The following is a 25,539-nucleotide window of genomic DNA, read 5'->3' on the forward strand; positions in this document are numbered from 1 at the left end:
CCCCTATTGTCGCCCCCCCCCCCCCCGCCCTCCGGCCGGGGGGGCGGGGGGGGGGCCGGGGGGCGCCCCCCCCCCCCCGGGCCCCCCCCCCCCGCTGCCTCACCTCATGAACCGCCCCCCAACAGTCCCGCCGCCCGCGCCCACCGGTACTTGGCGCCGAGCACCGCCACCGGCTTCTCGGTCGTGTACGGGTAGGCCACGACTCCGCGCTCGTAGAGGTACTGGCAGGCCTCCTCGACCTCCACGTCACCCGCGAGCGAGGCGACGACAGGCTTCTCCATGCCGCGCTCCCGGAATTCGGCCACCACGCGCGCGGTGAGCTCCGCGAAGACCATCGGGGGAGTGACGATCGTGTGCCAGTAGCCGAGCACGAGTGCGTGGATGCGCGGATCCTCCAGACCGAGCCGGATCGTCGCCTCGTACGTCGACGGCGGCTCGCCCCCCGTGATGTCCACCGGGTTGCCCGCAGCCCCGAAGGGCGGGATGAACTTCCGGAAGGCCTCGTCCAGGTCCGGCGGAATCTCCATCAGGGACAGCCCGTTGTCGGTCACCGCGTCCGACAGCAGTACGCCGCTGCCGCCGGCCCCCGTGATGATCACGACGTTGTCGCCCTTGGGGGCGGGGAGCACGGGCAACGCGCGCGCGTACTCCAGCATTTCGTTGAGCCCTGGTGCCCTGATGACACCGGCCTGCTTCAGGATGTCCTCGTACACGGCGTCGTCGCCGGCGAGGGCCCCGGTGTGCGAGCCCGCGGCCTTCGCGCCCGCCGCCGTACGACCTGCCTTGAGGACGACGACCGGCTTCTTCGGCACGGTCGCCCGTGCGGCCTCGACGAACGCGCGCCCGTCCTTGAGGTCCTCCAGGTGCATCGCGATGCACTCGGTGTGCGGGTCCTCGCCGAACCAGGTCAGCAGGTCGTCCTCGTCCAGGTCCGACTTGTTGCCGAGGCCGACGATCGCCGACACGCCCGTCTTCGTGGTCCGCGCGAAGCCCAGGATGGCCATCCCGATGCCGCCGGACTGCGAGGTCAGCGCCACCCCGCCCTTGACGTCGTACGGCGTGCAGAACGTGGCGCACAGGTCCTGCCACGTCGAGTAGTAGCCGTAGATGTTCGGCCCGAGCAGCCGGACGCCGTGCCGCTCGGCGATGGCCACGATCTCCTCCTGGAGTCCGTGCTCGCCGGTCTCCGCGAACCCGGAGGGGATCAGTACGGCGTTCGGGATCCCCTTGCGTCCCACCTCCTCCAGGGCCGAGGCCACGAACTTGGCGGGGATAGCGAAGACCGCCACATCCACCTCACCGGGAACGTCCGTCACACTCTTGTACGCCTTGCGGCCCAGAATGTCATCGGCCTTGGGGTTCACCGGATGGATGTCCCCGGCGAAACCACCGTCGATGAGGTTGCGCATGACCGAATTGCCGATCTTCCCCTGCTCGTTGGAGGCACCGATGACGGCGACCGACGACGGCTGCATCAGCCGGCGCATGGAGGTGAGGATCTCCTCGCGCGAGTAGCGGCGACGCGGCTTCGCGGGCGCCTCGGCGAGGATCACGCGGATGTCGGCCGCGACCGCCCCCTCCGCGGTCGCGATCACCGGGTTGAGGTCCACCTCGGCGATCTCCGGGAAGTCCGCCACGAGCTGCGAGACACGGCGGATCTGCTCGGCGACCGCCCACCGGTCCACGGCCGCCTGGCCGCGCACCCCGCGCAGGATCTCCGCCGCCCGGATCGAGTCCAGCATGGACAGCGCCTCGTCGGCGTCCACGGGCGCGAGCCGGAAGGTCACGTCCTTCAGGACCTCGACGAGCACTCCGCCGAGCCCGAAGGCGACGACCTTCCCGAATGTCGGGTCGGTGACCGCGCCGACGATGACCTCCTGCCCCTGCGGGAGCAGTTCCTGGACCTGCACGCCCTCGATGCGGGCATCCGCGTCGTACGCACGGGCGTTGTCGACGATCTTGTGGAAGGCGGCCCGTACGTCCGTCGCACCCTCGACCCCGACGATCACGCCGCCGGCGTCGGTCTTGTGCAGGATGTCGGGCGAGACGATCTTCATCACCACCGGCCCGCCGAAGCGCGCCGCGTACGCCACCGCCTCGTCGACGTCCGTCGCGAGTTCCTCGCCCGGTACGGCGATCCCGTACGCGTCGGCGATCACCTTGCCCTCGGGTGCGGTCAGCGCGGTGCGTCCCTCGCTCCGCACGGAGTCGAGAAGCGTCCGCACCCGCAGGACGCGGTCTTCGGCCATCACGTCAGATCACTCCGTTCGACTTGAGCAGGCGCAGTTCCTCGTCGCCGAGGCCGAGCTCGCCGACGTAGACCTCTTCGTTGTGCTGGCCGAGCAGCGGCGAACTGCTCACCTCGACGGGGGAGTCGGAGAGCTTCAGCGGGCTGCCGACGGTCACGAAGTCGCCCCGCTCGGGGTGCGGCACGGTGACGACCATCTCGTTGGCGACCAGCGAGGAGTCCTCGATGATCTCCTTGGTGGAAAGGATCGGCCCGCACGGGATGTTGTGCGCGTTGAGCCGCTCCAGCACCTCCCACTTGGGCAGGGTCGAGGACCACTCCTCGATCAGCTGGAACATCTTGCTCAGCTTGGGCAGCCGGGCCTCCGGCGTCGCCCACTCGGGGTCGGCGGCGAGTTCGGGCCGGCCGATGAGCTCGCTGAGCGGCTGCCAGCCGACCGGCTGCACGATGACGTACACGTAGTCGTTCGGGCCGCCCGGCGCGCACTTGACCGCCCAGCCGGGCTGACCGCCGCCGGACGCGTTTCCCGAGCGGGGAACTTCCGTGCCGAAGTCCTCGTTCGGATATTCAGCAAGCGGCCCATGTGTCAGGCGTTGCTGGTCCCTCAGCTTCACCCGGCACAGGTTGAGTACAGCGTGCTGCATGGCCACGTTGACCCGCTGCCCACGCCCGGTGTTCTCGCGCTGGAACAGCGCCGCGAGAATCCCCGCGACGGCGTGCACACCCGTCCCCGAGTCCCCGATCTGGGCTCCGGTCGCCAGCGGCGGCCCGTCCTCGAAACCGGTGGTCGACATCGACCCACCCATGGCCTGCGCAACGACCTCGTACGCCTTGAAGTTGGTGTACGGGCCGTCGCCGAACCCCTTGATGGAGGCATAGACGATACGCGGATTGATCTCCTGAATGCGGTCCCAGGTGAAGCCCATGCGGTCGACCGCGCCCGGTCCGAAGTTCTCGACCATGACGTCCGAGCGCCGGATCAGCTCGGTGAGGAGCTCCTTGCCGCGCTCGGTCTTGGTGTTGAGGGTGATGCTCCGCTTGTTGCAGTTGAGCATCGTGAAGTAGAGGGAGTCGACGTCCGGGAGATCGCGCAGCTGCTTGCGCGTGATGTCTCCGGTCGGCGCCTCCAGCTTGACGACGTCCGCGCCGAGCCAGGCGAGCAGCTGGGTCGCGGAGGGCCCGGACTGGACGTGGGTCATGTCCAGGACGCGGATGCCTTCGAGGGCCTTGGTCGGCGTTCCAGTCATGGAGGCCACCTCACTTGTACATGGTCTGGTTCATGGTTCCGGGGGCGTACGCGTCGGGGTCGACCCAGACGTTGATCAGCGAGGGCTTCCCGGACTCGCGGGCGCGCCGCAGTGCGGGGCCGATGTCGGCGGGGTCACGGACCTCCTCGCCGTAACCGCCCAGCATCTGCGCGAACTTGTCGTAGTGGACGTCGCCGAGGGTGTTGCCGACCCGCTCGCGTTCCTGGCCGTACTTCTGGGCCTGGCCGTAGCGGATCTGGTTCATCGAGGAGTTGTTGCCGACGATGCCGACGAAGGGGAGGTTGTAGCGGACGAGCGTCTCGAAGTCCCAGCCGGTGAGGGAGAACGCGCCGTCGCCGAAGAGTGCGACGACCTCCTTGTCGGGCCGCGCCTGCTTGGCCGCGAGCACGAACGGCACCCCGACGCCGAGCGTGCCCAGCGGGCCCGGGTCCATCCAGTGGCCCGGCGACTTGGGCTGCACGACCTGACCGGAGAAGGTGACGATGTCGCCGCCGTCGCCGATGTAGATCGAGTCCTCGGTGAGGAAGTCGTTGATCTCGCTGACCAGCCGGTACGGGTGGATCGGTGAGGCGTCCGACTTCAGGCTGGGCAACCGCTTCTCCAGAGCGGTCTGCTCGGCAGCGCGCAGCTCGTCGAGCCACTCCTTGCGCTTGGACGCGCCGCCGTTGACGCGCCCGGAGGCGGCCTCGGTGACGGACTTCAGCACCAGTCCTGCGTCGCCGACGATCCCAAGGTCGATGTCGCGGTTCTTGCCGACGGTGCGGTAGTCGAGGTCGATCTGCACGACGGTCGCGTCCGGTGACAGCCGCTTGCCGTAGCCCATGCGGAAGTCGAAGGGCGTGCCGACGATGACGATGACATCGGCGTTGGAGAACGCGTACCGCCGTGACAGCTGGAAGTGGTGCGGGTCGCCGGGCGGCAGCGTGCCGCGGCCGGCGCCGTTCATGTAGGCCGGAACGTTGAGGGTGCGTACGAGCTCGATGGCCGCCTCGGTGCCGCGTGTCGTCCACACCTGACTGCCGAGCAGAATGGCCGGCTTCTCGGCGTGGACCAGCAGGTCGGCGAGCTTCTCGATCGCCTCGGGGTCGCCGGCCGAGCGGGTGGAGGCACGGTATGCCCCCTCCTTCGGCACACGCGCCTTGCTCACCGGCACCTTCGCGTCGAGCACGTCGCGCGGGATCTCAAGGAAAGAGGGCCCGGGCGCACCGTGGTAGCACTCGCGGAACGCCATCGACACCATGTCCGCAGCGCGTGCCGTGTCCGGCACGGCCGCCGCGAACTTGGTGATCGGCGTCATCATGTCGACGTGCGGGAGGTCCTGGAGGGACCCCATCTTGTGCTGGGTGAGGGCGCCCTGGCCGCCGATGAGCAGCATCGGGGACTCGGCGCGGAAGGCGTTCGCGACGCCGGTGACGGCGTCGGTGGTGCCGGGACCCGCGGTGACGACCGCGCAGCCGGGCTTGCCGGTGATGCGGGCGTAGCCGTCGGCGGCGTGGGCGGCGACCTGTTCGTGGCGGACGTCGACGACTTCGATGCCCTCGTCGACGCAGCCGTCGTAGATGTCGATGATGTGGCCGCCGCACAGGGTGTAGATGCGGTCGACCCCCTCGGCCTTCAGCGCCTTGGCAACGAGATGACCACCGGAAATGACGTCCTGGGTGTCGTCGGGCATGGCGAAGTCCTGTCCCTTCGTAGGGGGGTGGAACGGCTCTCGCGTACATTGCATACAGTCGACGAATACTGTATGAACCTTGTTATCCCGCATCCGGTGGGTGGTGTCCAGGGGGCGTGCGGCACTTTTGAGTCAGGAGCCGGAATGGACCTGTACGAGCACCAGGCAAGGGAACTCTTCGAAGAACACGGCATCTTGGTACCGAGGGCGGAGGTGACGGACTCGCCCAAGGAGGCCCGCGAGATCGCCCGTCGGCTCGGTGGCCGGGTCGTGGTCAAGGCGCAGGTGAAGACCGGTGGCCGGGGCAAGGCGGGCGGCGTCAAGCTCGCCGCGGACCCTGCCGCTGCCGAGCTCACGGCACGCCAGATCCTCGGCATGGACATTAAGGGCCACACGGTCGGCAAGGTGATGCTGGCCCAACCCGTCGACATCGAGACCGAGTTCTACGTGTCCTTCGTCCTCGACCGTGCGGCGGGCAGCTTCCTCGCAATTGCCTCGGCCGAAGGCGGCATGGACATCGAAGAGGTGGCCGCCAGTCGTCCGGAGGCCGTGGCCCGCATCCGCGTCGACCCTGCCGAGGGCGTCACCTCAGCGAGGGCCGCCGAGATCGCGGAAGCGGCCGGACTGCCACCGCAGACCGTCGACGTCCTCATACGGCTCTGGGAGGTGCTGGTCCGCGAGGACGCCGTCCTGGTCGAGGTGAACCCGCTGGTCCGTACCGGACAGGGGCAGATCCTCGCCCTCGACGGCAAGGTCACCCTCGACGACAACGCCCGGTTCCGACAGGCACGTTGGGGCGCCGAGGGCGTGGAGCACGACGACGCGCTGGAGGCCGCGGCGGCCGCAAAGGGCCTCAACTACGTCAAGCTCGACGGCGAGGTCGGCATCATCGGCAACGGCGCCGGCCTCGTCATGTCGACCCTCGACGTCGTCGCGGGCTGCGGCGCCCGCCCCGCGAACTTCCTCGACATCGGCGGCGGCGCCTCGGCCCAGATCATGGCCGACGGGCTGTCGGTCATCCTCTCCGACCCTGCCGTGAAGTCGGTGTTCGTCAACGTCTTCGGCGGGATCACCGCCTGTGACGCGGTCGCCGACGGCATCGTGCAGGCCCTGGACACCGTCCAGTTGACCAAGCCGCTCGTCGTGCGTCTCGACGGGAACAACGCCGTGCGCGGCCGGGCCATCCTCGACGACCGCGCCCATCCCCTGGTCCAGCAGGCCACCACCATGGACGGCGCCGCGCTGCGGGCCGCCCAACTCGCCACCACAGCCTGAGGAGACGTGACGACATGGCCATCTACCTCACCAAGGAGAGCAAGGTCCTCGTCCAGGGCATGACCGGCGGAGAGGGCATGAAGCACGCCCGGCGCATGCTCACCGCCGGCACCAACGTCGTCGGCGGCGTAAACCCGCGCAAGGCGGGCCGCACCGTCGACTTCGACGACCGAGCCGTCCCGGTCTTCGGTTCGGTTGCCGACGGGATGCGCGCGACCGGCGCCGACGTGACCGTCGTCTTCGTGCCGCCCGCCTTCACCAAGGCGGCCGTCGTCGAGGCCGCCGACGCCGGTATCGGGCTCGCCGTCGTGATCACGGAGGGCATCCCGGTCCACGACTCCGTCGCCTTCACCTCGTACGCGAAGGCCAAGGGCACCCGCATCATCGGCCCCAACTGCCCCGGCCTGATCACCCCTGGCCAGTCCAACGCCGGCATCATCCCGGCCGACATCACCAAGCCCGGCCGTATCGGCCTGGTCTCCAAGTCGGGCACGCTCACCTACCAACTGATGTACGAGCTGCGGGACATCGGCTTCTCGACGTGCGTCGGCATCGGCGGCGACCCGGTCGTCGGCACGACCCACATCGACTGCCTGGCCGCCTTTCAGGACGACCCCGACACCGAACTGATCGTCCTCATCGGGGAGATCGGCGGTGACGCGGAGGAACGCGCGGCCGCGTACATCCGCGAGCACGTCACCAAGCCGGTCGTCGGCTACATCGCCGGGTTCACCGCACCCGAGGGCAAGACGATGGGGCACGCGGGCGCGATCGTGTCCGGCTCATCCGGCACGGCGGCGTTGAAGAAGGAAGCGCTGGAAGCGGTCGGCGTGGGAGTCGGCAGCACACCCACCGAGACCGCGCGGCTGGTGCTGGACCGACTGGGCGTCGAGGCGTGACGTCACTCATAGTCGGCGCGAGGTCACTTTAAGGGGTTGCCGCGCGCCGCTAACTTCCGCCGTAGCCATGTACGACCGCCCCCGACTGTGCACCGAGAGCGGAGAACCCGATGGCAGCAACCACCCTCACCCTCAAATCCGGCACCTCCTGGACCGACGTCTGGCAGCGCTGCCTCACCGTCGCCCCGGAGGCCTTCCAGGACGACCGCGTCCTTAACCTCTGGAACTCCACCTGGCAGGCCGACGGCCGGGCCCTGCCCGCCACCAGCCCCGTCGACGGCACCCCGATCGCGGGGCCGCCGCGCCTGGACCGGGCCACCGCCCACCAGGCCGTGCGGGCGTCGCTGGACCAGCACCGCGCATGGCGGCACATCCCGCTGAAAGAGCGCCGAGCCCGTGTCGCGGCCACCCTCGACGCCCTGACCCAGCACCGGGACCTGCTCGCCCTCCTGCTCGTCTGGGAGATCGGCAAGCCCTGGCGGCTGGCCCGGGCGGATGTCGACCGGGCCATCGACGGCGTGCGCTGGTACGTCGACGGCATCGAGCCGATGGTCGCCGGCCGGGCCCCGCTGGAAGGGCCGGTATCCAACATCGCAAGCTGGAACTACCCGATGAGCGTGCTCGTTCACGCAGTGTTGGTACAAGCACTGGCAGGCAACGCGGTCATCGCCAAGACCCCGACCGACGGCGGTGTCGCCTGTCTGACCCTGGCCTGCGCGCTGGCCGCCCGCGAGGGAATTCCCGTCACCCTGGTCAGTGGCAGCGGCGGCGAGCTGTCGGAGGCGCTGGTGCGGGCGCCCGAGATCGGCTGCGTCTCCTTCGTCGGCGGCCGGGACACCGGCGCCGCGGTGGCCACGGCAGTCGCCGACCTGGGTAAACGACACGTACTCGAACAGGAAGGACTCAACACCTGGGGCATCTGGAACTACACGGACTGGGACGCGCTCACGGCGGTCGTGCCCAAGCTCTTCGACTACGGCAAACAGCGCTGCACGGCGTACCCGCGCTTCGTCGTCCAGCGTGAGCTGTTCGACGAGTTCCTGGCGGCGTACCTCCCGGCGGTGCGCACGCTCAGGGTCGGCCACCCGCTGGCGGTGGATAAACAGGACGACGACCCCTTCCCGCAACTGGACTTCGGGCCGGTGATCAACGCCGCCAAGGCCAAGGAACTCCAGGACCAGGTCGCCGAGGCGATCGACCGCGGTGCCGTCCCGCTGCACCGGGGCAAGCCGGCGGACGCCCACTTCCTGCCCGGCCAGGACACCTCGGCGTACGTCCACCCGGTCACGCTGCTCAATCCGCCACCGTCCTCCCCGCTGCACCATGCGGAACCCTTCGGCCCGGTCGACACCATCGTCCTGGTCGACACGGAGGCGGAGCTGCTGGCGGCGATGAACGCGTCCAACGGCGCGCTGGTCGCCACACTGTCCACGGACGACCGGGCGACGTACGACCGTCTGGCCCCGCAGATCCGCGCGTTCAAGGTCGGCCACGGCAAGCCGCGCTCCCGCGGCGACCGTGACGAGCTGTTCGGCGGCTTCGGCGCGTCCTGGCGCGGGGCGTTCGTCGGCGGCGAGCTGCTGGTGCGCGCGGTGACACAAGGGCCTGCGGGGGAGCGGTTGCCCGGGAACTTCCCGGAGTATCAGCTCGGCCCGTGAGGAGGGGGCGTCGCGTCCGATGCCGGGTTCGCCACGCGGTCAGCCGCGCGGGTGCCCGGCGTCGGTCGCCGACGCGATGGCTCCGGGGGCCTGTTGCGCCCTGGTTGATCTGCAATCGGTCAGCCGATGCCCTGCCGGTCCGGATGCAGGGCGAACGCGCGGTCCGCAGGGAACTGCTCGGCGCGGTCGACCGCCCGGTGGAGAAGGTCGCGGTGGCGGGAGAGCGGCTCACCGCGTTCCGGCGGTGCGAGCAGAAGGAGGTCGTCCAGGCCGGCCAGCATGCGCCGTGAGACCTGCGGGCTGCCGACGGCGCAGCCCCGTACCTCGGTGAACCCGAGATCCACCAACTCGGTCCACCCCGGCACGGGCTGCACCAGGCGCACCACCCCGCGCCGGTCCCGGTGCAGGGCGGCGTCCAGCGGCCGACGGCTGAGCGCGGCCAGGAACTGGACGACACGGTCCAGCGCCTGGACGGCGGTCGTCGGGTCGTTGATCGCGGGCGACAGGGCGCGCAGCGCGATGTCGGACAACTGTCGCAGCCCGAAGCCGAGATCCTGGTGGTAGGTCCGTTCCACACCGACCGAGATCGTGTACCGGAGCGCCCGGCGCGGTGGGGCCGCGCCGCCGTGCACCGACAGCAAGGGCGTGCCGGGCACCACGAAGTCCCCGATGCGGGGGATCAGCCGCAGCACCACCCCGTGTTTGCGAGCCACCCGGACCAACCGCGTGATGTGCACGTCCCGCAGCACCCCGGCCCGGCCCTCGTGCGGTACCCAAGCGGTCGCGGTGCCGAGGTCGGGCGCGTCCGGTCCGTCCGCCGACACGGGCGTCGACGCGGCCACCCGGAAGGACTCGGTGGCGATCCGTGCGATCACGTGGCTGATCCGCATCAGCCGCAGAGTGGTGTTCACGTACAGCACGAAGAGCAGCAGGCTCAACGCGACCATGCAGAGCGTGAGAACCGACTGCATCAGCGGCACCGTGGTGACAGCACGGGCATCGTCTGCGGTGTCGAAGGAGGTCAGCACCAGCAGGCTCAGCACGAAGGTCGCCAGGAAGACCGCGAAGGTCGCCTTGGTGATCCGGCTCCGCACGAAGAGCCGCACCACACGGGGGGTGAACTGCCCGCTCGCCATCTGCACGGCCACCAGCGAGATGCTGAAGACCACACCGATGAAGGTCATCATCGCCGAGGCGACGGCGCTCACCACGGCCTTCGCGTCGTCCGCGAACCGCAGCAGCTCATCGAGCGTTTCGTAGTCGCCGTCCTTCTGGAGCGCCTCGACGATGGCTGCGTCGAGCGCTTGAGCCACCAGCCAGACCGCGAAGACGGTCACCATCGCCGCTGTGGGGGCGAACCAGAACGTGTCCCGCAGATGCTCCCTGAGGGGCGACAGCGCACGCGGGCGACGCCCTGTGGCAGGGCTCTGCGTAACCGTCCAGTCACTCATGATGCGACCCTAAGGGCATCGGGCCGTGCGGTCCCGGACCCCCGCCAGGTGGGCGGAAACGCAGGTGAAAGGCACTCCGAAACCTTGGTATTGTTGTCCACGTCGCCGCCGGGAAGACCCCCGGCAAGGCGGCAGACACCTAGTCCGGGTGGCGGAATGGCAGACGCGCTAGCTTGAGGTGCTAGTGCCCTTTATCGGGCGTGGGGGTTCAAGTCCCCCCTCGGACACAGAACAGAACAGATCATCTGCAACCCGTGCGGGTCGAGGGCCACCTCGACCCGCACGGGTTGTTTGGTGGAGCGATTGATCGGCATCGCCTCGGGGCTTAGCCTCACCGCATGGTGCGGAGCGCGGCGGAGGATGTCGACGGCTATCTGGCCGAGGTGCCGGTGGAGCGGAGGGCGGCCCTGACGCGGCTGCGGCAGATGTGTCGCGCGGAGCTGCAGGGCTTCAGCGAGGTCATGGCTTACGGCATGCCGACGTACCAGCGCGAGGGCGAGGCAGAGATCGCATTCGCGAGTCAGCGGCAGTACATCTCCTTCTATCTGATGCGCAGTGATGTCCGTGACGCCTTCCAGGAACGGCTGGCCGGACAGGACATGGGCAAGGGATGCCTGCGTTTCCGTAAACCGGAGAAGATCGATTTCGACCTCGTACGGGACCTGCTGCGGGCCACGGCGGGCGACCGGGGACCGATCTGCTGACTGTGCAGGCCACGCCGCCGGACGGATCGAGGGTCCGCGCCCGAAGGCCTCGACGACGTCCGGGATGGACATCGCTCCCTGGGGCTCGAGCTGGGGTGAGGAGTACATAGGCGCTCTGGTCCAGCGGGTCCCCGCTACTGCTGTTGCGGCGCCGGACAGTGCGTACTGATCGCACCCGAGGTCTTCGACCAGCTTGACGAGGACGGCATCGTCACCCTCCTCGAATCGAACCGCGCCGAGGACCGCCACGCCGCCGCCCGCGAGGCAGCCGCGGTCTGCCCGGCGTCGGCCATCGCGATCGACGACCGCCAGCAGTGGAAAAAAATCAGCTGCTTCGACCTCGCCCGGCTCCCTACACTCACCACACAAGCTCGCGCCGCCCACCACTCGGCGGCGCGTCGTCGTGACGAGTTGAGGGGAGCCGGGCCGTGCGTGACCGCACCGCTGTCGTCGTCTCCCCGTCCCGGCACGACCGGCACGACCGGTACGACCGGTACGACGTGATCCTCGTGTCCTTGTCCGTCCGGTGCCCGCTGCGCGGCCGGCACTGGATGTCCGTGACGAACACCTGAGAGCGCCCGAGTACGTCAACTCACCTGTCACGTCACTCATTTGATGGAGCGACAGGTCATGCCGACGTACGCCCGCGCCACCGCGCCATGTGCGTGCACGTATCGTCCGGGAATCGCGCTGCCCCCTTTCCGTTCCACTTACGGATCATCCGAAAGGCCCAAGGCCGTGCGCACCAACATCACCAACCTCAACACGCTCGCCGTCGTCCGCAATCTCGGCATCCTCGCCCATGTCGACGCCGGCAAGACCACCGTCACCGAGCGGATCCTGTACGCCACCGGGACCACCCACAAGCGGGGCGAGGTCCACGACGGCACGACTGTCACCGACTTCGACTCGCAGGAGCGGGACCGCGGTATCACCATCTTCGCGGCGGCGGTGAGTTGTGCCTGGGACGGTCACCGGATCAACCTGATCGACACCCCCGGGCACGTCGACTTCGCCGACGAGGTGGAGCGGTCGCTGCGTGTCCTGGACGGCGCGGTCGCGGTGTTCGACGCCGTGGCGGGGGTCGAGCCGCAGAGCGAGTCGGTGTGGCGGCAGGCGGACCGGCACGGCGTTCCGAGGATCGCGTTCGTCAACAAGCTCGACCGGGCCGGGGCCGACCTCGACACGGCTGTCGAATCGATCAGGGAACGGCTGCATCCTGCGCCGCTGGTCGTGCAGTTGCCCATCGGTACGGAGGACGGATTCCGCGGGGTCGTGGACCTCGTGCGCATGCGGGCGCTGGTGTGGGCGGACGGTGCGGAGGAGGCCGTGGAACGTCCCGTGCCCGAGGATCTCCTGGAAGAGGCGCAACGGCGTCGGCGGCTGCTGGAGGAGGCGGTGGCCGAACTGCATGCAGGCGCGCTGGAGGAGTTCTGCGAGCGCTCGGCGCTCTCCCCGGAGAGCCTGGTCGCAGCCCTGCGGGAGCTGACCCGCAGCGGTGAGGGAGTGGTCGTGCTGTGCGGCTCGGCCTACCGCAACCGCGGTGTCGAGCCGCTGCTCGACGCGGTCGTGGCGTATCTGCCGTCACCGCTCGACGTACCGGCCGTACGCGGCCTGCGCGACGGTGCCGACGAGGAGCGGCCCGCCGACCCGTCGGCACCGTTCGCGGCGCTGGCGTTCAAGGTGAGCGCGACCCCGACCGGGCGGCTGACCTATCTGCGGGTGTACTCGGGAACGATCGAGAAGGGAGGCATGGTGTTCGACGCCGTCGCGCGACGCACCGAGCGGGTCGGGCGGATCCTGCGGGTGCAGGCCGACCGTCACGCCCACATCGACCGCGCCGTCGCCGGGGACATCGTGGCGGTGGTCGGCCTGAAGTCGGCTCGCCCGGGCTCCACCCTGTGCGCACCGGACGCCCCGCTCGTCCTCGAACCGCCGAGCGTGGCCGACCCGGTGGTGTCCGTGGCGGTCGAGGCACGCAGGTCCACCGACACCGACCGGCTGGCGGGCGCGCTGGCACGGCTTGCGGAGGAGGACCCGTCGCTGGTCGTGCGGACCGACGCCGAGACCGGTCAGACGGTGCTGTCCGGCATGGGTGAACTGCATCTGGAGGTCGCGGTGGAGAAGATCCGGCGTGACCTCGGGCTGGACGTCAACGTCGGCCGGCCGCGGGTGTCGTATCGCGAGACGGTCGGCCGAGGGGTCTCCGGCTTCGTGTTCCGTCATGTCAAACAGGACGGTGGGGCGGGGCAGTTCGCGCATGTGGTTCTCGACGTCGAGCTCCTGACGGTCACGGCGGCCGGACAGGGCGGCAACGGCTTCGAGTTCCGCTCGACGGTCGTCGGCGGCCGGGTGCCACAGGAGTACGTCCGTGCCGTCGAGGCCGGCTGCCGCGACGCCCTCGCCGAGGGTCCGCTCGGCGGCCATCCGGTGACGGGCCTGCGCGTCACGCTCACCGACGGGTCGACCCATGTGAAGGACTCCTCCGACACGGCCTTCCGCACGGCCGGCCGACTCGGCCTCCGCGATGCCCTGCGCGCTTGCGCGATGGTCCTCCTGGAGCCGGTCGTCGAGGTCACGGTCACCGTGCCGGAGGAAGCGGTCGGCTCCGTGCTCGGCGACCTGGCCGCCCGCCGCGGCCGCGTCACGGGCTCCGTCACCCGGGCGGGGGCGGCGGTCGTGACGGCGACCGTGCCGCTGGCCGAGCTGTTCGGCTACGCGACACGGCTGCGCAGCCGTACGCAGGGGCGCGGCACGTTCACCGCCCGGCCCACCGGCTATGCGCCGGCGCCGGTCGCTGCGGTGTCGCACTAGGCCACAGGGGCCCCGTCCTCTACGGACGGGGCCCTCGTCCGGCCTGCTTCACCTCATGGATACGACACCACGGTCGAAGGCACCGTCGACGTCCCCGACGTCGGCGCCCCGGTGTCGTTGATGACGCACTCGTACTGTCCGTTGCCGCCGAGCGAGACCACGAGCAGGTTGTGGAAGCGCACCCCGGACCGCACCGGGGCGGCGAAGCCGTGATGCTGCACGATCGAGGGGTTGACGTTGTAATAGCAGTAGCTGCCGAGCCCCCAGCCCTCGTGCGAGGTCACGCCGTCGCCGACCTTGTAGGCGGCGTAACCCTTGATCGAGCCGTTCTGGATGGCGGCCTGGTTCGGGGCGTCGTACGCCTTCTCGTTCTGGAAGAAGATCGTGCGGCCGCGCTGGCCGAACCACTGCACGTCGTACTTGTTGAAGTGCTCGACGAACAGGCCGGTCGCCAGGACGTCGTCGCCGTTGACCACCACGCCGTAGTCGGCGCGGTTGGTCTCCCAGCCGACTCCTTCCCCGTGGTCGGCCCGCCACACCCAGGTGTGGTCGACGATCGTGTGCCGGCTGTTGACCATCACGCTGGTGGTGGCCTTGCCGGCGCCGGCCCCGCCGATGCGGACGAACACGTCCTGGACCGTGATCGGGTTGGCGGAGTGGTCCCTGGACGCGCCCCGCGGCCCGATCTCCACCAGCGTCGCCGAGTTGACGGGTCCGGCGTCCACCAGGAAGCCGGCCAGCCGGACTCCGTCGACGTCGGCGACCTTCACGGCCGTGGCGCCGTTGTCGGGGATGAGGGTCGCGTATCCGAGGCCGAGGACGACGGTGTTCGGCCGGTTGACCTGGATCGGCCGGTCGAGGTGATAGATCCCCGGGGTGAGCAGGAGGTGCAGGCCCTGGGTGAGCGCCTCGTTGAGCGTGGCCGCCGTGACACCGGGCCGTGCGACGTAGAACTGCGTCAGCGGCAGCGAGGTGCCTCTCGGTGTGCCGTTGCCCCACGTGACGCCGCGGGCATTCGTGCGCTTCTCCGGCAGGAAGACCCGGTAGTCGTTCCCCTGGAGGTACAGGAACGGCTTCTCGCGGGAGACGGGAGTCGTGTCGAGGGTGGTGTACGGCGGGTTGGGGAAGCTCGGCGCGGGGGCGCCCTCGACGCCGGAGAACACCATGTTCCACACGCCGTTGAGCCAGCTGCCGATGGCGCTGTCGCGGGTGTACCACTGCTGCTGCGAGTACGGCCCGACCTGGCCGTCGATGCGGCTGTCCGCGATGTAGCCGCCGCTCGCCCAGCCGTAGCCGGTGGGGGAGAGGTTGAGTCCGCCGCGTATGTGCATGCGCCGGAACGGGGCCGCCTGGGCGACCGCCCACCGGTTGGTTCCGTTGACCGGAACCAGGGCAAGGTTCTCCGCCGAACGCCAGAAGTTCTGCGTGGCGTTGCCGTTGAACCAGCCGGCGTCGACCGTGACGTCGCCGTTGATGGTGGTGTCGTCGGGGGACAGTCCCAGGCCCGCGATCGAGGTGTAGAAGCCCAGTTGGGCGTTGAGGCCGTGGTAAGTGCCGGGCTTGAAGAGCAGGGCGTAGCGGCCGGTGCCGAATTGTGCCGACTCCTGCTGCCGGAACACCTCGTCGAGCCGGGCCTGGATGCCTGGAGTCGACGGGTCGAAGACAACGACGTTCGGGCCGAGGTCGCCGCCGCCCGGCAGGGCACGCGGCTTCTTCCGGGCCGACGGGGACGCCGAACTCCGCGCGGCAGCCTGCGCGGAGCTCTGTGCCGAGGTCTGCGCGGAGGCCTCGGTCGACAGGCCGAGCACGGCCGGTGCCGAGGCGATCGCGGCGCCGATCAGGGCCCGGCGGCCCATCGAAGACGGCTCGGAGGACGGGGAGGGAGGAAGCATCAGGCGGCTCTCCTGGTTCAGGAAGTGAACGTCACGACGTGCGGGGAGCGCTCTCTTGCCGCTGAATGGTTCAACTGTGGAACGTGTGAGTCAAGAGCTGCGGCCGAAGTTCTGAGAGTGTGTCAAAGCCCTTGACGGGCCTGCCTTCCGAGGCTTAACTCACGCTCTAAACTAAGACGTGATGCGAAGGCCCGCAGTCACCGGGACAGGTGCGACGGGTCGCCCGACGGCGACGGCACGAAGGCATCACGGCACGGAATGCGCACCCTGCGAGGACCCCGTCACATCCCCTGCGGGAACCCCCTCACATCCCCAAGGAGAGCCGCATGCCATCCCGCACCCGTACCCGTCCGCGTACCCGCACTCCGCGGACCCTTCTGACCGCGCTTACCACCCTCGCCGTGCTCGGCACCGGCTCGGCGTTCGCCGCTCCGCCCGCAGCGCCCACCGCAGTGGTGGCCGCATGGGACACCGACCGCGCGGCCGAGGCCCACGCCGCCGACCCTGACGCCGTCACCGCGTCCGGCAGCGAGAACGCCGGCACCGCACCCGGCCTCGCCTTCGACGGCGACGGAGCGACCCGGTGGTCCAGCACCTTCGCCGACGACGCCTGGATCCGCGTGGACCTCGGCGCGACGATCCGCGTCGACCGGGTGACCCTCGACTGGGAGGCGGCCCACGGCAAGAGATACGTCCTGGAGGTCTCGAGGAACGGCACGGACTGGACCCCGTTCTACACGGAGACGGCCGGCACCGGCGGCACGGTCACCGTGCACACCTACCCGCAGGAGGTGACCGGCCGCTACGTCCGCATGCGCGGCCTCGAACGCGCCACGCCCTACGGCTACTCGCTGTACTCCTTCAAGGTCTACGGCGGTGAACCGGCCCCGGCGTCCACCACTCGCACGAACCTGGCCCTGAACCACCCCGCGTACACCGACTACTACCAGCACGCGGGCAATTCACCGGCCTTCGCGACGGACGGAGGTTGGCCGGCGGATCTCAAGGCCGACGCCACTCGCTGGTCCAGCGACTGGAACGCGAACCGCTGGATCTCCGTCGACCTGGGCGCCACGTCGACGATCTCGTCCGTGGACCTCTACTGGGAGGCTGCCTACGCCGTCGACTACCAGCTCCAGGTCTCCGACGACAACCACACCTGGCGTACCGTCCACCAGCCCTCCGCCGCCGAAGTCGCGGCCCGCCGCGCGAACGTGAAGTCCCCGGCGGAGGCGGTGGGCCTGCACGACGCGATCACCCTGTCCGCCCCGGCGACCGGCCGTTACGTCCGCGTGCTCGGCAAGGAGCGCCGCAGCTTCCACAACCCGGCTCCCGCGACGGCCCAGTTCGGCTACTCCCTGTACGAGTTCCAGGTCTGGGGCACGGGTGGCAGCGCCGGCGCCGCCTACCCGGCGCTCCCGACCGAGCAGCCGGGGACGTACCGGACGGCCTTCTTCGACGACTTCACCGGCGCCGCCCTCGACCGCTCCAAGTGGCGCGTCGTGCGGACCGGCACCGAGATGGGTTCGGTCAACGGCGAGTCGCAGGCGTACGTGGACTCGGCGGACAACATCCGCACCGAGAACGGGAACCTGGTCCTGCGCGCCAAGCACTGCAAGGGCTGCACGCAGGCCGGCGGCGGCACGTACGACTTCACGTCCGGCCGCATCGACACCAACACGAAGTTCGACTTCACATACGGCCGGGTCAGCGCCCGCATGAAGCTCCCCGTCGGCGACGGCTTCTGGCCCGCCTTCTGGCTGCTCGGCAGCGACGTCGACGACCCCTCGGTCTCATGGCCCGCGTCCGGTGAGACCGACATCATGGAGAACGTCGGCTACCCGGACTGGACCAGCACCGCCCTGCACGGCCCCGGCTACTCGGCCGACGGCAACATCGGCGCCCGCCAGACATTCCCGAACGGCGGCACGGTCGACCAATGGCACACCTACGCCGTCGAATGGACCCCGACGGGCATGCGCTTCCACGTCGACGACCGCCTCGTCCAGGAGACGACCCGCAACAAGCTGGAGTCGACGCGGGGGCAGTGGGTCTACGACCACAACCAGTACGTGATCCTGAACCTCGCCCTGGGCGGGGCCTACCCGGCAGGCTGGAACCAGGTGACGACTCCGTACTGGGGGCTGCCGCAGTCGAGCGTGGACCGGATTGCGGGTGGGGGAGTGCAGGCGGAGGTGGACTGGGTGCGGGTGGAGCAGAAGGGGTAGCGGGAGCGTCAACGCCGCACAGGCTTCACTGCTCGGTCCGCATGTCGCGGGCTTAGCCGCGCAACGCCTCTGAGGACGCTCGTGGTCACCAGGAGGACGGAGGTGAGGTGCGGGTGACCACGGCAGGAAGCTGACCGCTTTCAATCACCTGTCGGGGGAGTGACAGCCCGAAGTGCTCACCGACCACTTTCAACACCCGACGCTTCTCTTCGACAGTCGACACTTCCTCGTCCTCGCCGAGCAGGTCGTCGATGTCGTCTTCCGGCGGGATGACGCCGGCCGCTTCCAGCGCCGGGCGCAGGAGGTCGGGCTGGGCGCCGACGGGGTCGTAGCCAAAGCCCAACTCGAAGTGCAGCTGAAGCGCACCGTCTGCGAGGTAGGTGAAGAAGGAGGGCGGATCGTCCGGCCGTGGGTCGAAGATCAGCACCTCGGCGCCGTCGCGGGACACCGCCGGGTCGAGGGACCAGCCTTCACTGCCCACGCACTCCACGATGAACGACCAGTCGCCGCTTCGACCGACGCGGCCGACGCAGTAGACCCGGGTGAGGTCGACCATGCGGTGTGCTTCCTGGGCGGTGAGGGCAGGCCCGACCTCGACGGGTTCATGGTCGGCCATGCGTTCGGCCAGCTGCTGAGGGCTGAGGCCGCGGGCGCAGGTGATGTACAGGTCGGTGGCGCTCGGACTGGTGCCGCGCCAGGCATCTGCGATCCAGGCGAGATCTTCAGGCATTGCGGTTCACTCCTTCCGTCCACAAACGTGGGGCCGGTGGGCACAGCGAGAACCAATGCTGTGCCCCACCAACGTTCAGAAGACTGTCACGGCTTGGGAACCGTGCAGGTCACGCGCGCCTTCGACGCATCGCAGTGCGCGAATTGGGGGAAGTTCACCCAGTAAGGGTCCTTGTCGCGCAACCGGTACTTGCCGGGGAAGCCCCCGCTCCGGACCGCGCAACACCCGTACGGCTTCGAGGCCGCCGATCTCGTGGCTGCACACGGCACTCCCGTCCACGTGAAGCGTGCCGACTCCTCGGCTCCGCTCTCCCTCAAGAGCGGGAAGCCCTTGACGACGCAGAACCTCTTCACGCTCTCGCAGATGTCCCTCTTGCAGGCCGCTCGGGCACTGCGCGCTCAGGGAATCGAGGTGGCTGTGGTCGACATCCCGACTGTCTAGGACCAATTGGTGTGCCGACGGGCGACGGGTCGCGTGGAACGGTTCCGTCCGGGCGGGATCCTCACGCGATGGGATGACACGCTTCCGGGTCGTCACGCCTCGTGGTTCCCCGGGCCTACGGTCGACCGGAGAACCACTGTTGATGTTTACCGCTCCGCGCAGACGACGAGGTGCACATGGGCCTGTCCTTCCACTGCAACGCCGACGGCACGACCACCGGCCGCAACAGCGACACCGGCTTCACGGTGACTGACACCGATGAGGAAGAGGTCAAACGGCGCCTGTATGAAGACGCTGGTTGGGACTACACGCCCCCGCCACCTCCCGTGCCGCCTGGATACCATCGATTCGCGTTGGTGGACGACTCGTTCGGTCCCGGAGGCTTTGACGACCAGCGGTACGCGAGCCTGCGTGAGAACCCGCCGCACGGCTGTACTCCCGTCGACTGGGGCTCCTTTGCCCTGCAGTGCGAGCGGCCAGGAGGGACGCTTCTGGAGGCCGTTGCAGAAACCGTCGCCGAGATCCGTCGTCAGCACGGACTGGTGATGAACAGCCTCGGCATCGAGAAGCCCGACGAGTGGTTCGGTGACGGAAAGGACGGATACGGGGCGAAGATCGTCGCCCACCTGCTCCTGATGGCCGCCTATCGTGCCGCGCTACTCGGCTACGGCCGCGAGGATCTGGTTCGTCTACTCGAAGCGACCGGCGTCGAGTAGACGGTGCCATGCGTGGGGTGCGTCGACTCGGCAGTCCCGGACCGTCGGCGTCCGGCTCCGTACCGGCGCGCGCACCAAGTGAACCCGGGTTGATGCCGCGCAGGAACTCCTTGATGTCCCCGTGTTGATGGCGCGCGACGGACTGACCAGGGGCTCCCCGTCACGCCCCGGGTCCTTGGTGAGGTGTTGGTTGATGTCGGCTTCGATGGCCGGCACGTACGCGCCGGAGCACGTGTGAGGTAGCGGGAGAACAGTGCCGACGGGGTGGTCTTGCCGCTGCCGCTGCCGCTGCCGCTGCCGCTGCCGCTGCCGCCGTCGCCGTTGCCGACGTGATCCGCACCAGCGGTGGCCATCGATGTGACCAGGCCGTCGGCGGCCCGCGGTCACTGTCGAACCTGCTGAAGCGCAAGACGGTTGTTCTTCGGGGCGAGGCGGGTGGAAAGGCCTTTCGTGCTTGATGCATATGATGTGCAAGTGCATGACTACAGCATCAGGGCGGCAAGCCCGGACGACCTCGACGGTGCGCGAGCCCTGATGCTCGACACCGTCTACCACGACTTCGGTACCGGCTACGTGCCTCGCTGGCACGCGGACATCATCGACCCGGCCGCCGCCTATCTCGACCCGCCCCGCCACACCCTCCTCGTCGCGCTCGACCCACGCGACGGGAGTGTCGTCGCCACCGCCGCCCTCGACGCGCGCGGCCCGGCCCACCCGCCGAATCCGCGCGCGCTCGCCGAGCGTTACCCCTCCGGCGGGACCGCGCAGCTGCGCCGTGTCTACGTCCGGGCCGAGCACCGCAGGCGGGGCCTGGCCCGGCGGCTCGTCGACGAGCTGCTCGCCTTCGCGGCGGCGGACGGCGGCTACCGCGCGGTGTATCTGCACACCGACCCGAAGGTGCCGGGCGCCGAGGCGTTCTGGCGCTCGCTCGGCAAGGTCGTGCACGACGAGCGCGAGGACGCGGACGGCGGGAACGGCGTCGTCCACTTCGAGATACCGATGGAGCGATAGACCGTGCCACGCCGAACCCGCCCGCTCCTCGCCCTGGTGCTGGCCCCCGTCCTGGCCGGCTGCTTCGCCTCCGGTGGCGGTTCCGACGCCGCGGGCGACGCCCAGGACGGCTCCCGCCTGCGAGTCGCGCTCGCCTTCCCGCCCGCCGAGAACCTCTCGCCGTACGGCGCCGACGCCACCCTCCTCAGCCGCCTCGGCGTCACCGAGGGCCTGACCGCGCTGGACGCCAACGGCGCCGCCGCCCCCGCCCTCGCCGCCTCCTGGCGCCAGGAGAACGACCGCACCTGGCTGTTCACCCTGCGCGAGGCCACCTTCCAGGACGGCTCCCCGGTCACCCCGGCCGCGGTCGCCGCCGCCCTCACCCACGCCACGCAGGCCAAGCCCGTCCCCGCCGCCCTCTCCGGCGTCACCCTCACCGCGAAGGCCGAGGGCAGCCAGGGCGTACGGATCACCACCGCGGCACCCGACCCCGTCCTGCCGCTGCGTCTGTCCAGCCCCTCCCTCGCCATCCTCTCCGGCAAGGCCTACGGCACCAAGGACAAGCAGACCGAGGTCGACCCGGTCGGCCATGCCACCGGGCCCTTCGAGCTCACCAAGGTGCTCGGCGCCACGGCCGCCACGCTCGACCGCTACGACGACTACTGGGGCGGCCGCGCCCAGGCCACCGGCGTCGACGTCAAGTTCGTCGCCGATGGCACCGCCCGCGCGAGCGCCCTGCGCACCGACCAGGTCGACCTCGCCGAGGCGATCCCCGTCGCCCAGGCCGCCACTCTCGACCCGGCCACCCGCGAGGCGACCGCCACCACCCGCACCACGAGCCTGTCCCTCAACACGAAGAAGGGCCCCTTCAAGGACGCCGCCCTGCGGGCCGCCGCCCGGCAGGCCGTCGACACCTCCGCCTTCGCCAAGGGCGTCTACGAGGGATACGCCGACGCCGGCGCCGGCATCTACGGGCCCGCCGTCACCTGGGCCACCGGCAAACGGACCGAGCCGGTCGGCCGGGCGAAGCCGGGCAAGCCCGACAAGACCCGGATCACCCTCGCCACCTACGACAACCGGCCCGAGCTCCCGGAAGTCGCCCAGGTGCTCAAGCAGCAGCTGGAGAAGGCAGGGTTTGAGGTCAAGCTGGAGGTGCGCGAGTACTCGCGGCTGGAGAGCGACGCGCTGGACGGCAGGTTCGACGCGTTCGTCGGCGCCCGCAACAGCCTGGTCGACACCGGCGACCCCGTCGGTGTCCTCGCCAGCGACTACACGTGCGACGGCAGTTACAACCTGGCCCTGCTCTGCGACCAGGACGTCGACCGGGCCGTGGCCGAGGCCGCGGACCTCACCGACGCCGCCGAGCGGCAGGACGCGGCCATGACGGCCGAGGCCGAGATCCTCGGCACCGACGCCGTCGTACCGCTGGTCCACCAGCGCATCATCACCGGCGTCGGCACCGATGTCCGAGGCGAGCTCCTCGACCCGTACGAGCGCACCCTCGTCGGCATCGGCACCCGGCGCTGATCCGTGCGGCGCCGGGCAGTCACGCTCCTGTGGCGTGCGGGGATCGCGGCCGCCCTGGTGTGCGCCATCGGCGTACTGCCGTGGCTGTCGCGCACCGACCCGGCGCTCACCGTGCTCAAGGCCCGCTCGGCGGACCGCGACCCCACGCCCGAGGTGCTGGCGGACATCCGCGCCCAGCTCGGCCTGGACGCCGGTCCGTTCCGACTCCTCGGTGACTGGCTGGGCGGGCTGTGGCGCGGGGACGCCGGCCGGTCGTGGATCTCCGGCAGCGAGGTCACCCCCGCCGTGTGCCAGGCCCTCGGGGTGTCCCTGCTACTGATGGCGGTGGCACTCGTGGTCGCCGCCGTCACCGCCGCTCTGATCTGCGCCCGCACCCTGTCGCTCGGCGCACACCGGCGGCTCGACGGGCGTGCCGGAGGCAGCGGCTCCGCCGTCCTCGCCGCGCTGCCCGAGTTCCTCACCGCGTCCGTCCTCGCGACCGTCGTCGGCGTGCAGTTGGGCTGGCTGCCCGCCCTCGGCTGGTACGGCCCCCAGTGGACGATCCTCCCCGCACTCGCCCTCGGTCTGCCCGCCGGCGCCGTGCTCGGCCGGCTCCTCGACGACCTGCTGCCCGGCGCCTTCGCCGAGCCCTGGGCCCTGGCCGCCACCGCACGCGGACTGCCCGGCCGCACCGTCGCCCGCCAGGCCCTGCGCCGCTGCCTGCCCGGACTGCTGCCCAACACCGGCCTGTTCGTCGTGGGCCTGACCGGCGGATCGGTCACCGTCGAGCAGATCTTCGACATCCCGGGCCTCGGCCGCACCACCCTCCAGGCCGCCCTCGCCCAGGATTTGCCCGTCCTCCAAGCCGGCACGCTCGCCCTCGTCCTGCTCGCCGCGGCCGCCGCCGGCGTGGCCCACCTGCTCGCCCGCCTGCTGATCGGCCCGGCCCTGCGCGACGGCGCGCTGCCGTCCCTGCACCGGCCGACGCCGCCCGCACGCAGGTTCCTGCCGTTGGTCTACGGCGGGCTGCTCGTCGCCGTCGTCGCCCTCGGCCTGCCCCGTGACCCGCTGGCCCTGGACACCACCGAGCGACTCGCGGCCCCTTCGCCGGGGCACCCGTTCGGCACCGACGCCCTCGGCAGGGACATCCTTGCCCGTGTCGCCCACGGCGCCCTCGACACACTGCTGCTCGCCGGCGCGATCACCGCCGTCACCCTGCTCACCGGAGTGGCACTCGGCCTGCTGCCCCGTGTGTCCGGAACGCTCGTCGACACCGTCACCGCGCTGCCGCCGGTCCTCGTCGCCCTGCTCGTCACCGCGGTCGTCGGCAGCGGAACCGCCACGCCCGCGCTCGCCGTGGCCGCCGTGGCGTGGGCCCCGCTGGCCGCCCATACCTCCGCGCTGCTACGGCAGGAACGCGCCGCCCTCCATCTCACCGCAACCCGCGCCCTGGGCGCCGGTCCCTGGTACCTGCTGCGCCACGAACTGCTCCCTGCCGTCGTGCCGCCCGTCACCCGCCACGCCCTGCTCCGCCTGCCCGGCGTCGCCCTCGCGCTCGCCTCGCTGGCCTTCCTCGGCCTCGGCGCCCAGCCGCCCTCCCCGGAGTGGGGCCTGCTCCTCGCCGAGAACCAGCCCTACGCCGAACGCGCCCCCTGGGCGGTCCTCGCCCCCGCCGCCGTACTCGCCCTGCTGGGTGCACTGGCGGTGACGGCGGCCGGCGGCCTGCGCGGCGGGCGGCGGCGACGGGACACGGGCGAGCTGGACGTGCCCGTGCCCGAACAGCAGTCGCCCGCAAAGGAGTTGGTGAGGACCGGATGACCTCGCTGCTGTCGCGCGGCCTGCGCAGGGCGCCGGACCGTCACCGGCTCTCCCCTCTTCTCCGCCTCCTCATCCTCACCCAACTCGCCTTCAACATCGGCTTCTTCGCCGTCCTGCCCTTCCTCGCCGAGCATCTGGGACAGGCCGTCGGGATGGCGGGCTGGATGATCGGGTTCGTGCTGGGGCTGCGGACGTTCAGCCAGCAGGGGCTGTTCGTGGTGGGCGGGGCGCTGGCCGACCGGTACGGCATCCGGCCGGTCGTGCTCACTGGCTGCGCACTGCGGATCGCCGGGTTCGCCTGGCTCGGGTACGCCCGACAGACCTGGGCGGTCATCGGTGCCGTGCTGCTGATCGGGTTCGCCGCCGCGCTGTTCTCACCCGCCGTGGAGTCCGAGGTCGCCCGACAGGCGGTCGTGTGGGAGGAGTCGGGCGGCGGCTCCCGCACCCGCGTCCTCGCGCTGCTGACGGTGGCCGGACAGGCGGGCGCGTTCGTCGGGCCGCTGCTCGGCGCGCTGCTGCTGTCGGTGGACTTCCGTTCGGTCTGCCTCGCCGGCGCCGGCATCTTCGTCCTCGTCCTCGCCGGGCACGCGTGGCTGCTGCCGCAGCACATACCCGGCCGCGGGGGTGTGCGGCTGCGCGGCGGCATGGGGAAGCTGCTGCGCAACCGCCGCTTCCTCGCGCTGTGCTGCGCCTACGGCGCCTACCTGCTCGCCTACAACCAGCTCTATCTCGCCCTCCCCGACGAGGTGGAGCGCGCCACGGGGTCCCAGGCCGCGCTGGCCTGGCTGTTCGCCCTGTCCTCGCTGCTGGTGGTGGTCGCCCAGCTGCCCGTCACCCGGTGGGTGGGGGAGCGGCTCACCCTGCGCCGGTCCATGGTGGCCGGACTGCTGCTGATCGCGGCGGGGTTCGCGGTCGTGGCCGCGGCCCGGCCCGCGGACCGGACCGGTACGGCGGGTCTGTTGCCCGCGGCCGGCTTCGTCGTCCTGCTCACCCTCGGCCAGATGCTCGTCGCCCCGGTCGCCCGTGCCTGGGTCCCCGACCTCGCGGAGGAGGGCCGACTCGGCCTCTACACCGGCGCGCTGTCCTCGGTCTCCGGCCTGATCGTCCTGCTCGGCAGCTCGGCCACGGGAAGTCTCCTGGACACCGGGCTGCCCGCCGCCGTCCCGTGGCTGGTGCTGGCGGCCGTACCGGTGGCGGCGATCGGGGTGCTGCCGCGCCGGTAGGGTCCC

19 protein-coding genes, 1 tRNA gene and 1 pseudogene are annotated in these 25,539 nt (G+C 70.5%); 15 read left to right on the forward strand and 6 right to left on the reverse strand.

Annotated elements, in window-relative coordinates:
* Window positions 1-104 precede the first annotated feature (104 nt).
* From ACWGDB_RS02860 to ACWGDB_RS02870, 3 genes are read right to left on the reverse strand one after another with little or no spacing between them, the layout of a single operon-like run.
* Window positions 105-2,249 carry an acetate--CoA ligase family protein gene (locus ACWGDB_RS02860; RefSeq protein WP_453820780.1) on the reverse strand — a complete coding sequence of 715 codons (2,145 nt, stop codon included), beginning with the start codon at window positions 2,247-2,249 and terminating at the stop codon, window positions 105-107.
* Between the two features lie 4 nt (window positions 2,250-2,253).
* The gene (gene frc / locus ACWGDB_RS02865; protein WP_427839028.1) at window positions 2,254-3,495 is read right to left on the reverse strand and encodes a formyl-CoA transferase; all 1,242 of its coding nucleotides are present in this window, start codon (window positions 3,493-3,495) and stop codon (window positions 2,254-2,256) included.
* A gap of 10 nt (window positions 3,496-3,505) precedes the next feature.
* Complete coding sequence (locus ACWGDB_RS02870) at window positions 3,506-5,188, reverse strand: thiamine pyrophosphate-binding protein (protein WP_453820781.1); 1,683 nt, start codon at window positions 5,186-5,188, stop codon at window positions 3,506-3,508.
* Window positions 5,189-5,332: 144 nt separating this feature from the next.
* Between ACWGDB_RS02870 and sucC the strand changes: the two genes are divergently transcribed.
* From sucC to ACWGDB_RS02885, 3 genes are all read left to right on the forward strand, one after another.
* Entirely contained in the window at window positions 5,333-6,463 is a 1,131-nt protein-coding gene (gene sucC / locus ACWGDB_RS02875) for an ADP-forming succinate--CoA ligase subunit beta (protein ID WP_453820782.1), read from the forward strand.
* A gap of 14 nt (window positions 6,464-6,477) precedes the next feature.
* Complete coding sequence (gene sucD, locus ACWGDB_RS02880; protein ID WP_453820783.1) at window positions 6,478-7,362, forward strand: succinate--CoA ligase subunit alpha; 885 nt, start codon at window positions 6,478-6,480, stop codon at window positions 7,360-7,362.
* A gap of 110 nt (window positions 7,363-7,472) precedes the next feature.
* Window positions 7,473-9,020, forward strand: coding sequence for an aldehyde dehydrogenase family protein (locus ACWGDB_RS02885; RefSeq protein ID WP_453820784.1), 1,548 nt, complete (start codon window positions 7,473-7,475; stop codon window positions 9,018-9,020).
* 119 nt (window positions 9,021-9,139) lie between these two features.
* On the opposite strand, the gene ACWGDB_RS02890 is transcribed toward ACWGDB_RS02885, so the two are convergent.
* Window positions 9,140-10,471: a DUF2254 domain-containing protein gene (locus ACWGDB_RS02890; RefSeq protein WP_453820785.1), complete on the reverse strand. Its 1,332-nt coding sequence runs from the start codon at window positions 10,469-10,471 to the stop codon at window positions 9,140-9,142.
* A gap of 142 nt (window positions 10,472-10,613) precedes the next feature.
* Between ACWGDB_RS02890 and ACWGDB_RS02895 the strand changes: the two genes are divergently transcribed.
* From ACWGDB_RS02895 to fusA, 5 genes and pseudogenes are all read left to right on the forward strand, one after another.
* Window positions 10,614-10,698 (forward strand) — tRNA-Leu (locus ACWGDB_RS02895).
* Window positions 10,699-10,809: 111 nt separating this feature from the next.
* Window positions 10,810-11,175, forward strand: a complete 366-nt coding sequence (locus ACWGDB_RS02900) for an iron chaperone (RefSeq protein ID WP_453820786.1) — start codon at window positions 10,810-10,812, stop codon at window positions 11,173-11,175.
* A gap of 141 nt (window positions 11,176-11,316) precedes the next feature.
* A pseudogene (locus tag ACWGDB_RS02905) lies at window positions 11,317-11,481 on the forward strand (ferredoxin); the annotation flags it as partial.
* Between the two features lie 122 nt (window positions 11,482-11,603).
* Complete coding sequence (locus tag ACWGDB_RS02910; protein WP_453820787.1) at window positions 11,604-11,747, forward strand: hypothetical protein; 144 nt, start codon at window positions 11,604-11,606, stop codon at window positions 11,745-11,747.
* 166 nt (window positions 11,748-11,913) lie between these two features.
* Complete coding sequence (fusA, locus tag ACWGDB_RS02915; RefSeq protein WP_453820788.1) at window positions 11,914-13,989, forward strand: elongation factor G; 2,076 nt, start codon at window positions 11,914-11,916, stop codon at window positions 13,987-13,989.
* 53 nt (window positions 13,990-14,042) lie between these two features.
* On the opposite strand, the gene ACWGDB_RS02920 is transcribed toward fusA, so the two are convergent.
* Window positions 14,043-15,881, reverse strand: a complete 1,839-nt coding sequence (locus ACWGDB_RS02920; RefSeq protein WP_453820789.1) for a coagulation factor 5/8 type domain-containing protein — start codon at window positions 15,879-15,881, stop codon at window positions 14,043-14,045.
* 326 nt (window positions 15,882-16,207) lie between these two features.
* Here ACWGDB_RS02920 and ACWGDB_RS02925 point away from each other — a divergent pair, with 326 nt between their 5' ends.
* A complete protein-coding gene (locus ACWGDB_RS02925; protein ID WP_453820790.1) occupies window positions 16,208-18,109 on the forward strand; it encodes a discoidin domain-containing protein in 1,902 nt (633 codons plus the stop codon).
* A gap of 85 nt (window positions 18,110-18,194) precedes the next feature.
* Here the strand turns inward: ACWGDB_RS02925 and ACWGDB_RS02930 are convergent, their stop codons facing one another.
* Window positions 18,195-18,839 (reverse strand): DUF6461 domain-containing protein, encoded by a 645-nt coding sequence (locus ACWGDB_RS02930; protein WP_453820791.1) that lies wholly within the window; start codon window positions 18,837-18,839, stop codon window positions 18,195-18,197.
* A 171-nt stretch (window positions 18,840-19,010) separates the two neighbouring features.
* Between ACWGDB_RS02930 and ACWGDB_RS02935 the strand changes: the two genes are divergently transcribed.
* The 6 genes from ACWGDB_RS02935 to ACWGDB_RS02960 all read left to right on the forward strand — a co-directional run bounded on the left by ACWGDB_RS02935 (window position 19,011) and on the right by ACWGDB_RS02960 (window position 25,533).
* Window positions 19,011-19,280: a hypothetical protein gene (locus ACWGDB_RS02935; RefSeq protein ID WP_453820792.1), complete on the forward strand. Its 270-nt coding sequence runs from the start codon at window positions 19,011-19,013 to the stop codon at window positions 19,278-19,280.
* A 176-nt stretch (window positions 19,281-19,456) separates the two neighbouring features.
* The gene (locus ACWGDB_RS02940; protein WP_453820793.1) at window positions 19,457-19,996 is read left to right on the forward strand and encodes a hypothetical protein; all 540 of its coding nucleotides are present in this window, start codon (window positions 19,457-19,459) and stop codon (window positions 19,994-19,996) included.
* 474 nt (window positions 19,997-20,470) lie between these two features.
* Complete coding sequence (locus ACWGDB_RS02945; RefSeq protein ID WP_453820794.1) at window positions 20,471-21,007, forward strand: GNAT family N-acetyltransferase; 537 nt, start codon at window positions 20,471-20,473, stop codon at window positions 21,005-21,007.
* Between the two features lie 3 nt (window positions 21,008-21,010).
* Window positions 21,011-22,513: an ABC transporter substrate-binding protein gene (locus ACWGDB_RS02950; protein WP_453820795.1), complete on the forward strand. Its 1,503-nt coding sequence runs from the start codon at window positions 21,011-21,013 to the stop codon at window positions 22,511-22,513.
* Window positions 22,514-22,516: 3 nt separating this feature from the next.
* Entirely contained in the window at window positions 22,517-24,310 is a 1,794-nt protein-coding gene (locus ACWGDB_RS02955) for an ABC transporter permease subunit (RefSeq protein ID WP_453820796.1), read from the forward strand.
* Window positions 24,307-25,533 carry an MDR family MFS transporter gene (locus ACWGDB_RS02960; RefSeq protein ID WP_453820797.1) on the forward strand — a complete coding sequence of 409 codons (1,227 nt, stop codon included), beginning with the start codon at window positions 24,307-24,309 and terminating at the stop codon, window positions 25,531-25,533. Before ACWGDB_RS02955 ends, ACWGDB_RS02960 begins: the two co-directional genes overlap by 4 nt.
* Window positions 25,534-25,539 lie beyond the last annotated feature (6 nt).

The organism is Streptomyces sp. NPDC055013 (assembly GCF_053608645.1).

Excerpts from the sequence above, each read along its gene's own strand:
- ACWGDB_RS02860 (WP_453820780.1), bottom strand. The coding sequence starts at position 2,249 with ATGGCCGAAGACCGCGTCCTGCGGGTGCGGACGCTTCTCGACTCCGTG.
- frc (WP_427839028.1), bottom strand. The coding sequence starts at position 3,495 with ATGACTGGAACGCCGACCAAGGCCCTCGAAGGCATCCGCGTCCTGGAC.
- ACWGDB_RS02870 (WP_453820781.1), bottom strand. The coding sequence starts at position 5,188 with ATGCCCGACGACACCCAGGACGTCATTTCCGGTGGTCATCTCGTTGCC.
- sucC (WP_453820782.1), top strand. The coding sequence starts at position 5,333 with ATGGACCTGTACGAGCACCAGGCAAGGGAACTCTTCGAAGAACACGGC.
- sucD (WP_453820783.1), top strand. The coding sequence starts at position 6,478 with ATGGCCATCTACCTCACCAAGGAGAGCAAGGTCCTCGTCCAGGGCATG.
- ACWGDB_RS02885 (WP_453820784.1), top strand. The coding sequence starts at position 7,473 with ATGGCAGCAACCACCCTCACCCTCAAATCCGGCACCTCCTGGACCGAC.
- ACWGDB_RS02890 (WP_453820785.1), bottom strand. The coding sequence starts at position 10,471 with ATGAGTGACTGGACGGTTACGCAGAGCCCTGCCACAGGGCGTCGCCCG.
- ACWGDB_RS02900 (WP_453820786.1), top strand. The coding sequence starts at position 10,810 with ATGGTGCGGAGCGCGGCGGAGGATGTCGACGGCTATCTGGCCGAGGTG.
- ACWGDB_RS02920 (WP_453820789.1), bottom strand. The coding sequence starts at position 15,881 with ATGCTTCCTCCCTCCCCGTCCTCCGAGCCGTCTTCGATGGGCCGCCGG.
- ACWGDB_RS02925 (WP_453820790.1), top strand. The coding sequence starts at position 16,208 with ATGCCATCCCGCACCCGTACCCGTCCGCGTACCCGCACTCCGCGGACC.
- ACWGDB_RS02930 (WP_453820791.1), bottom strand. The coding sequence starts at position 18,839 with ATGCCTGAAGATCTCGCCTGGATCGCAGATGCCTGGCGCGGCACCAGT.
- ACWGDB_RS02940 (WP_453820793.1), top strand. The coding sequence starts at position 19,457 with ATGGGCCTGTCCTTCCACTGCAACGCCGACGGCACGACCACCGGCCGC.
- ACWGDB_RS02960 (WP_453820797.1), top strand. The coding sequence starts at position 24,307 with ATGACCTCGCTGCTGTCGCGCGGCCTGCGCAGGGCGCCGGACCGTCAC.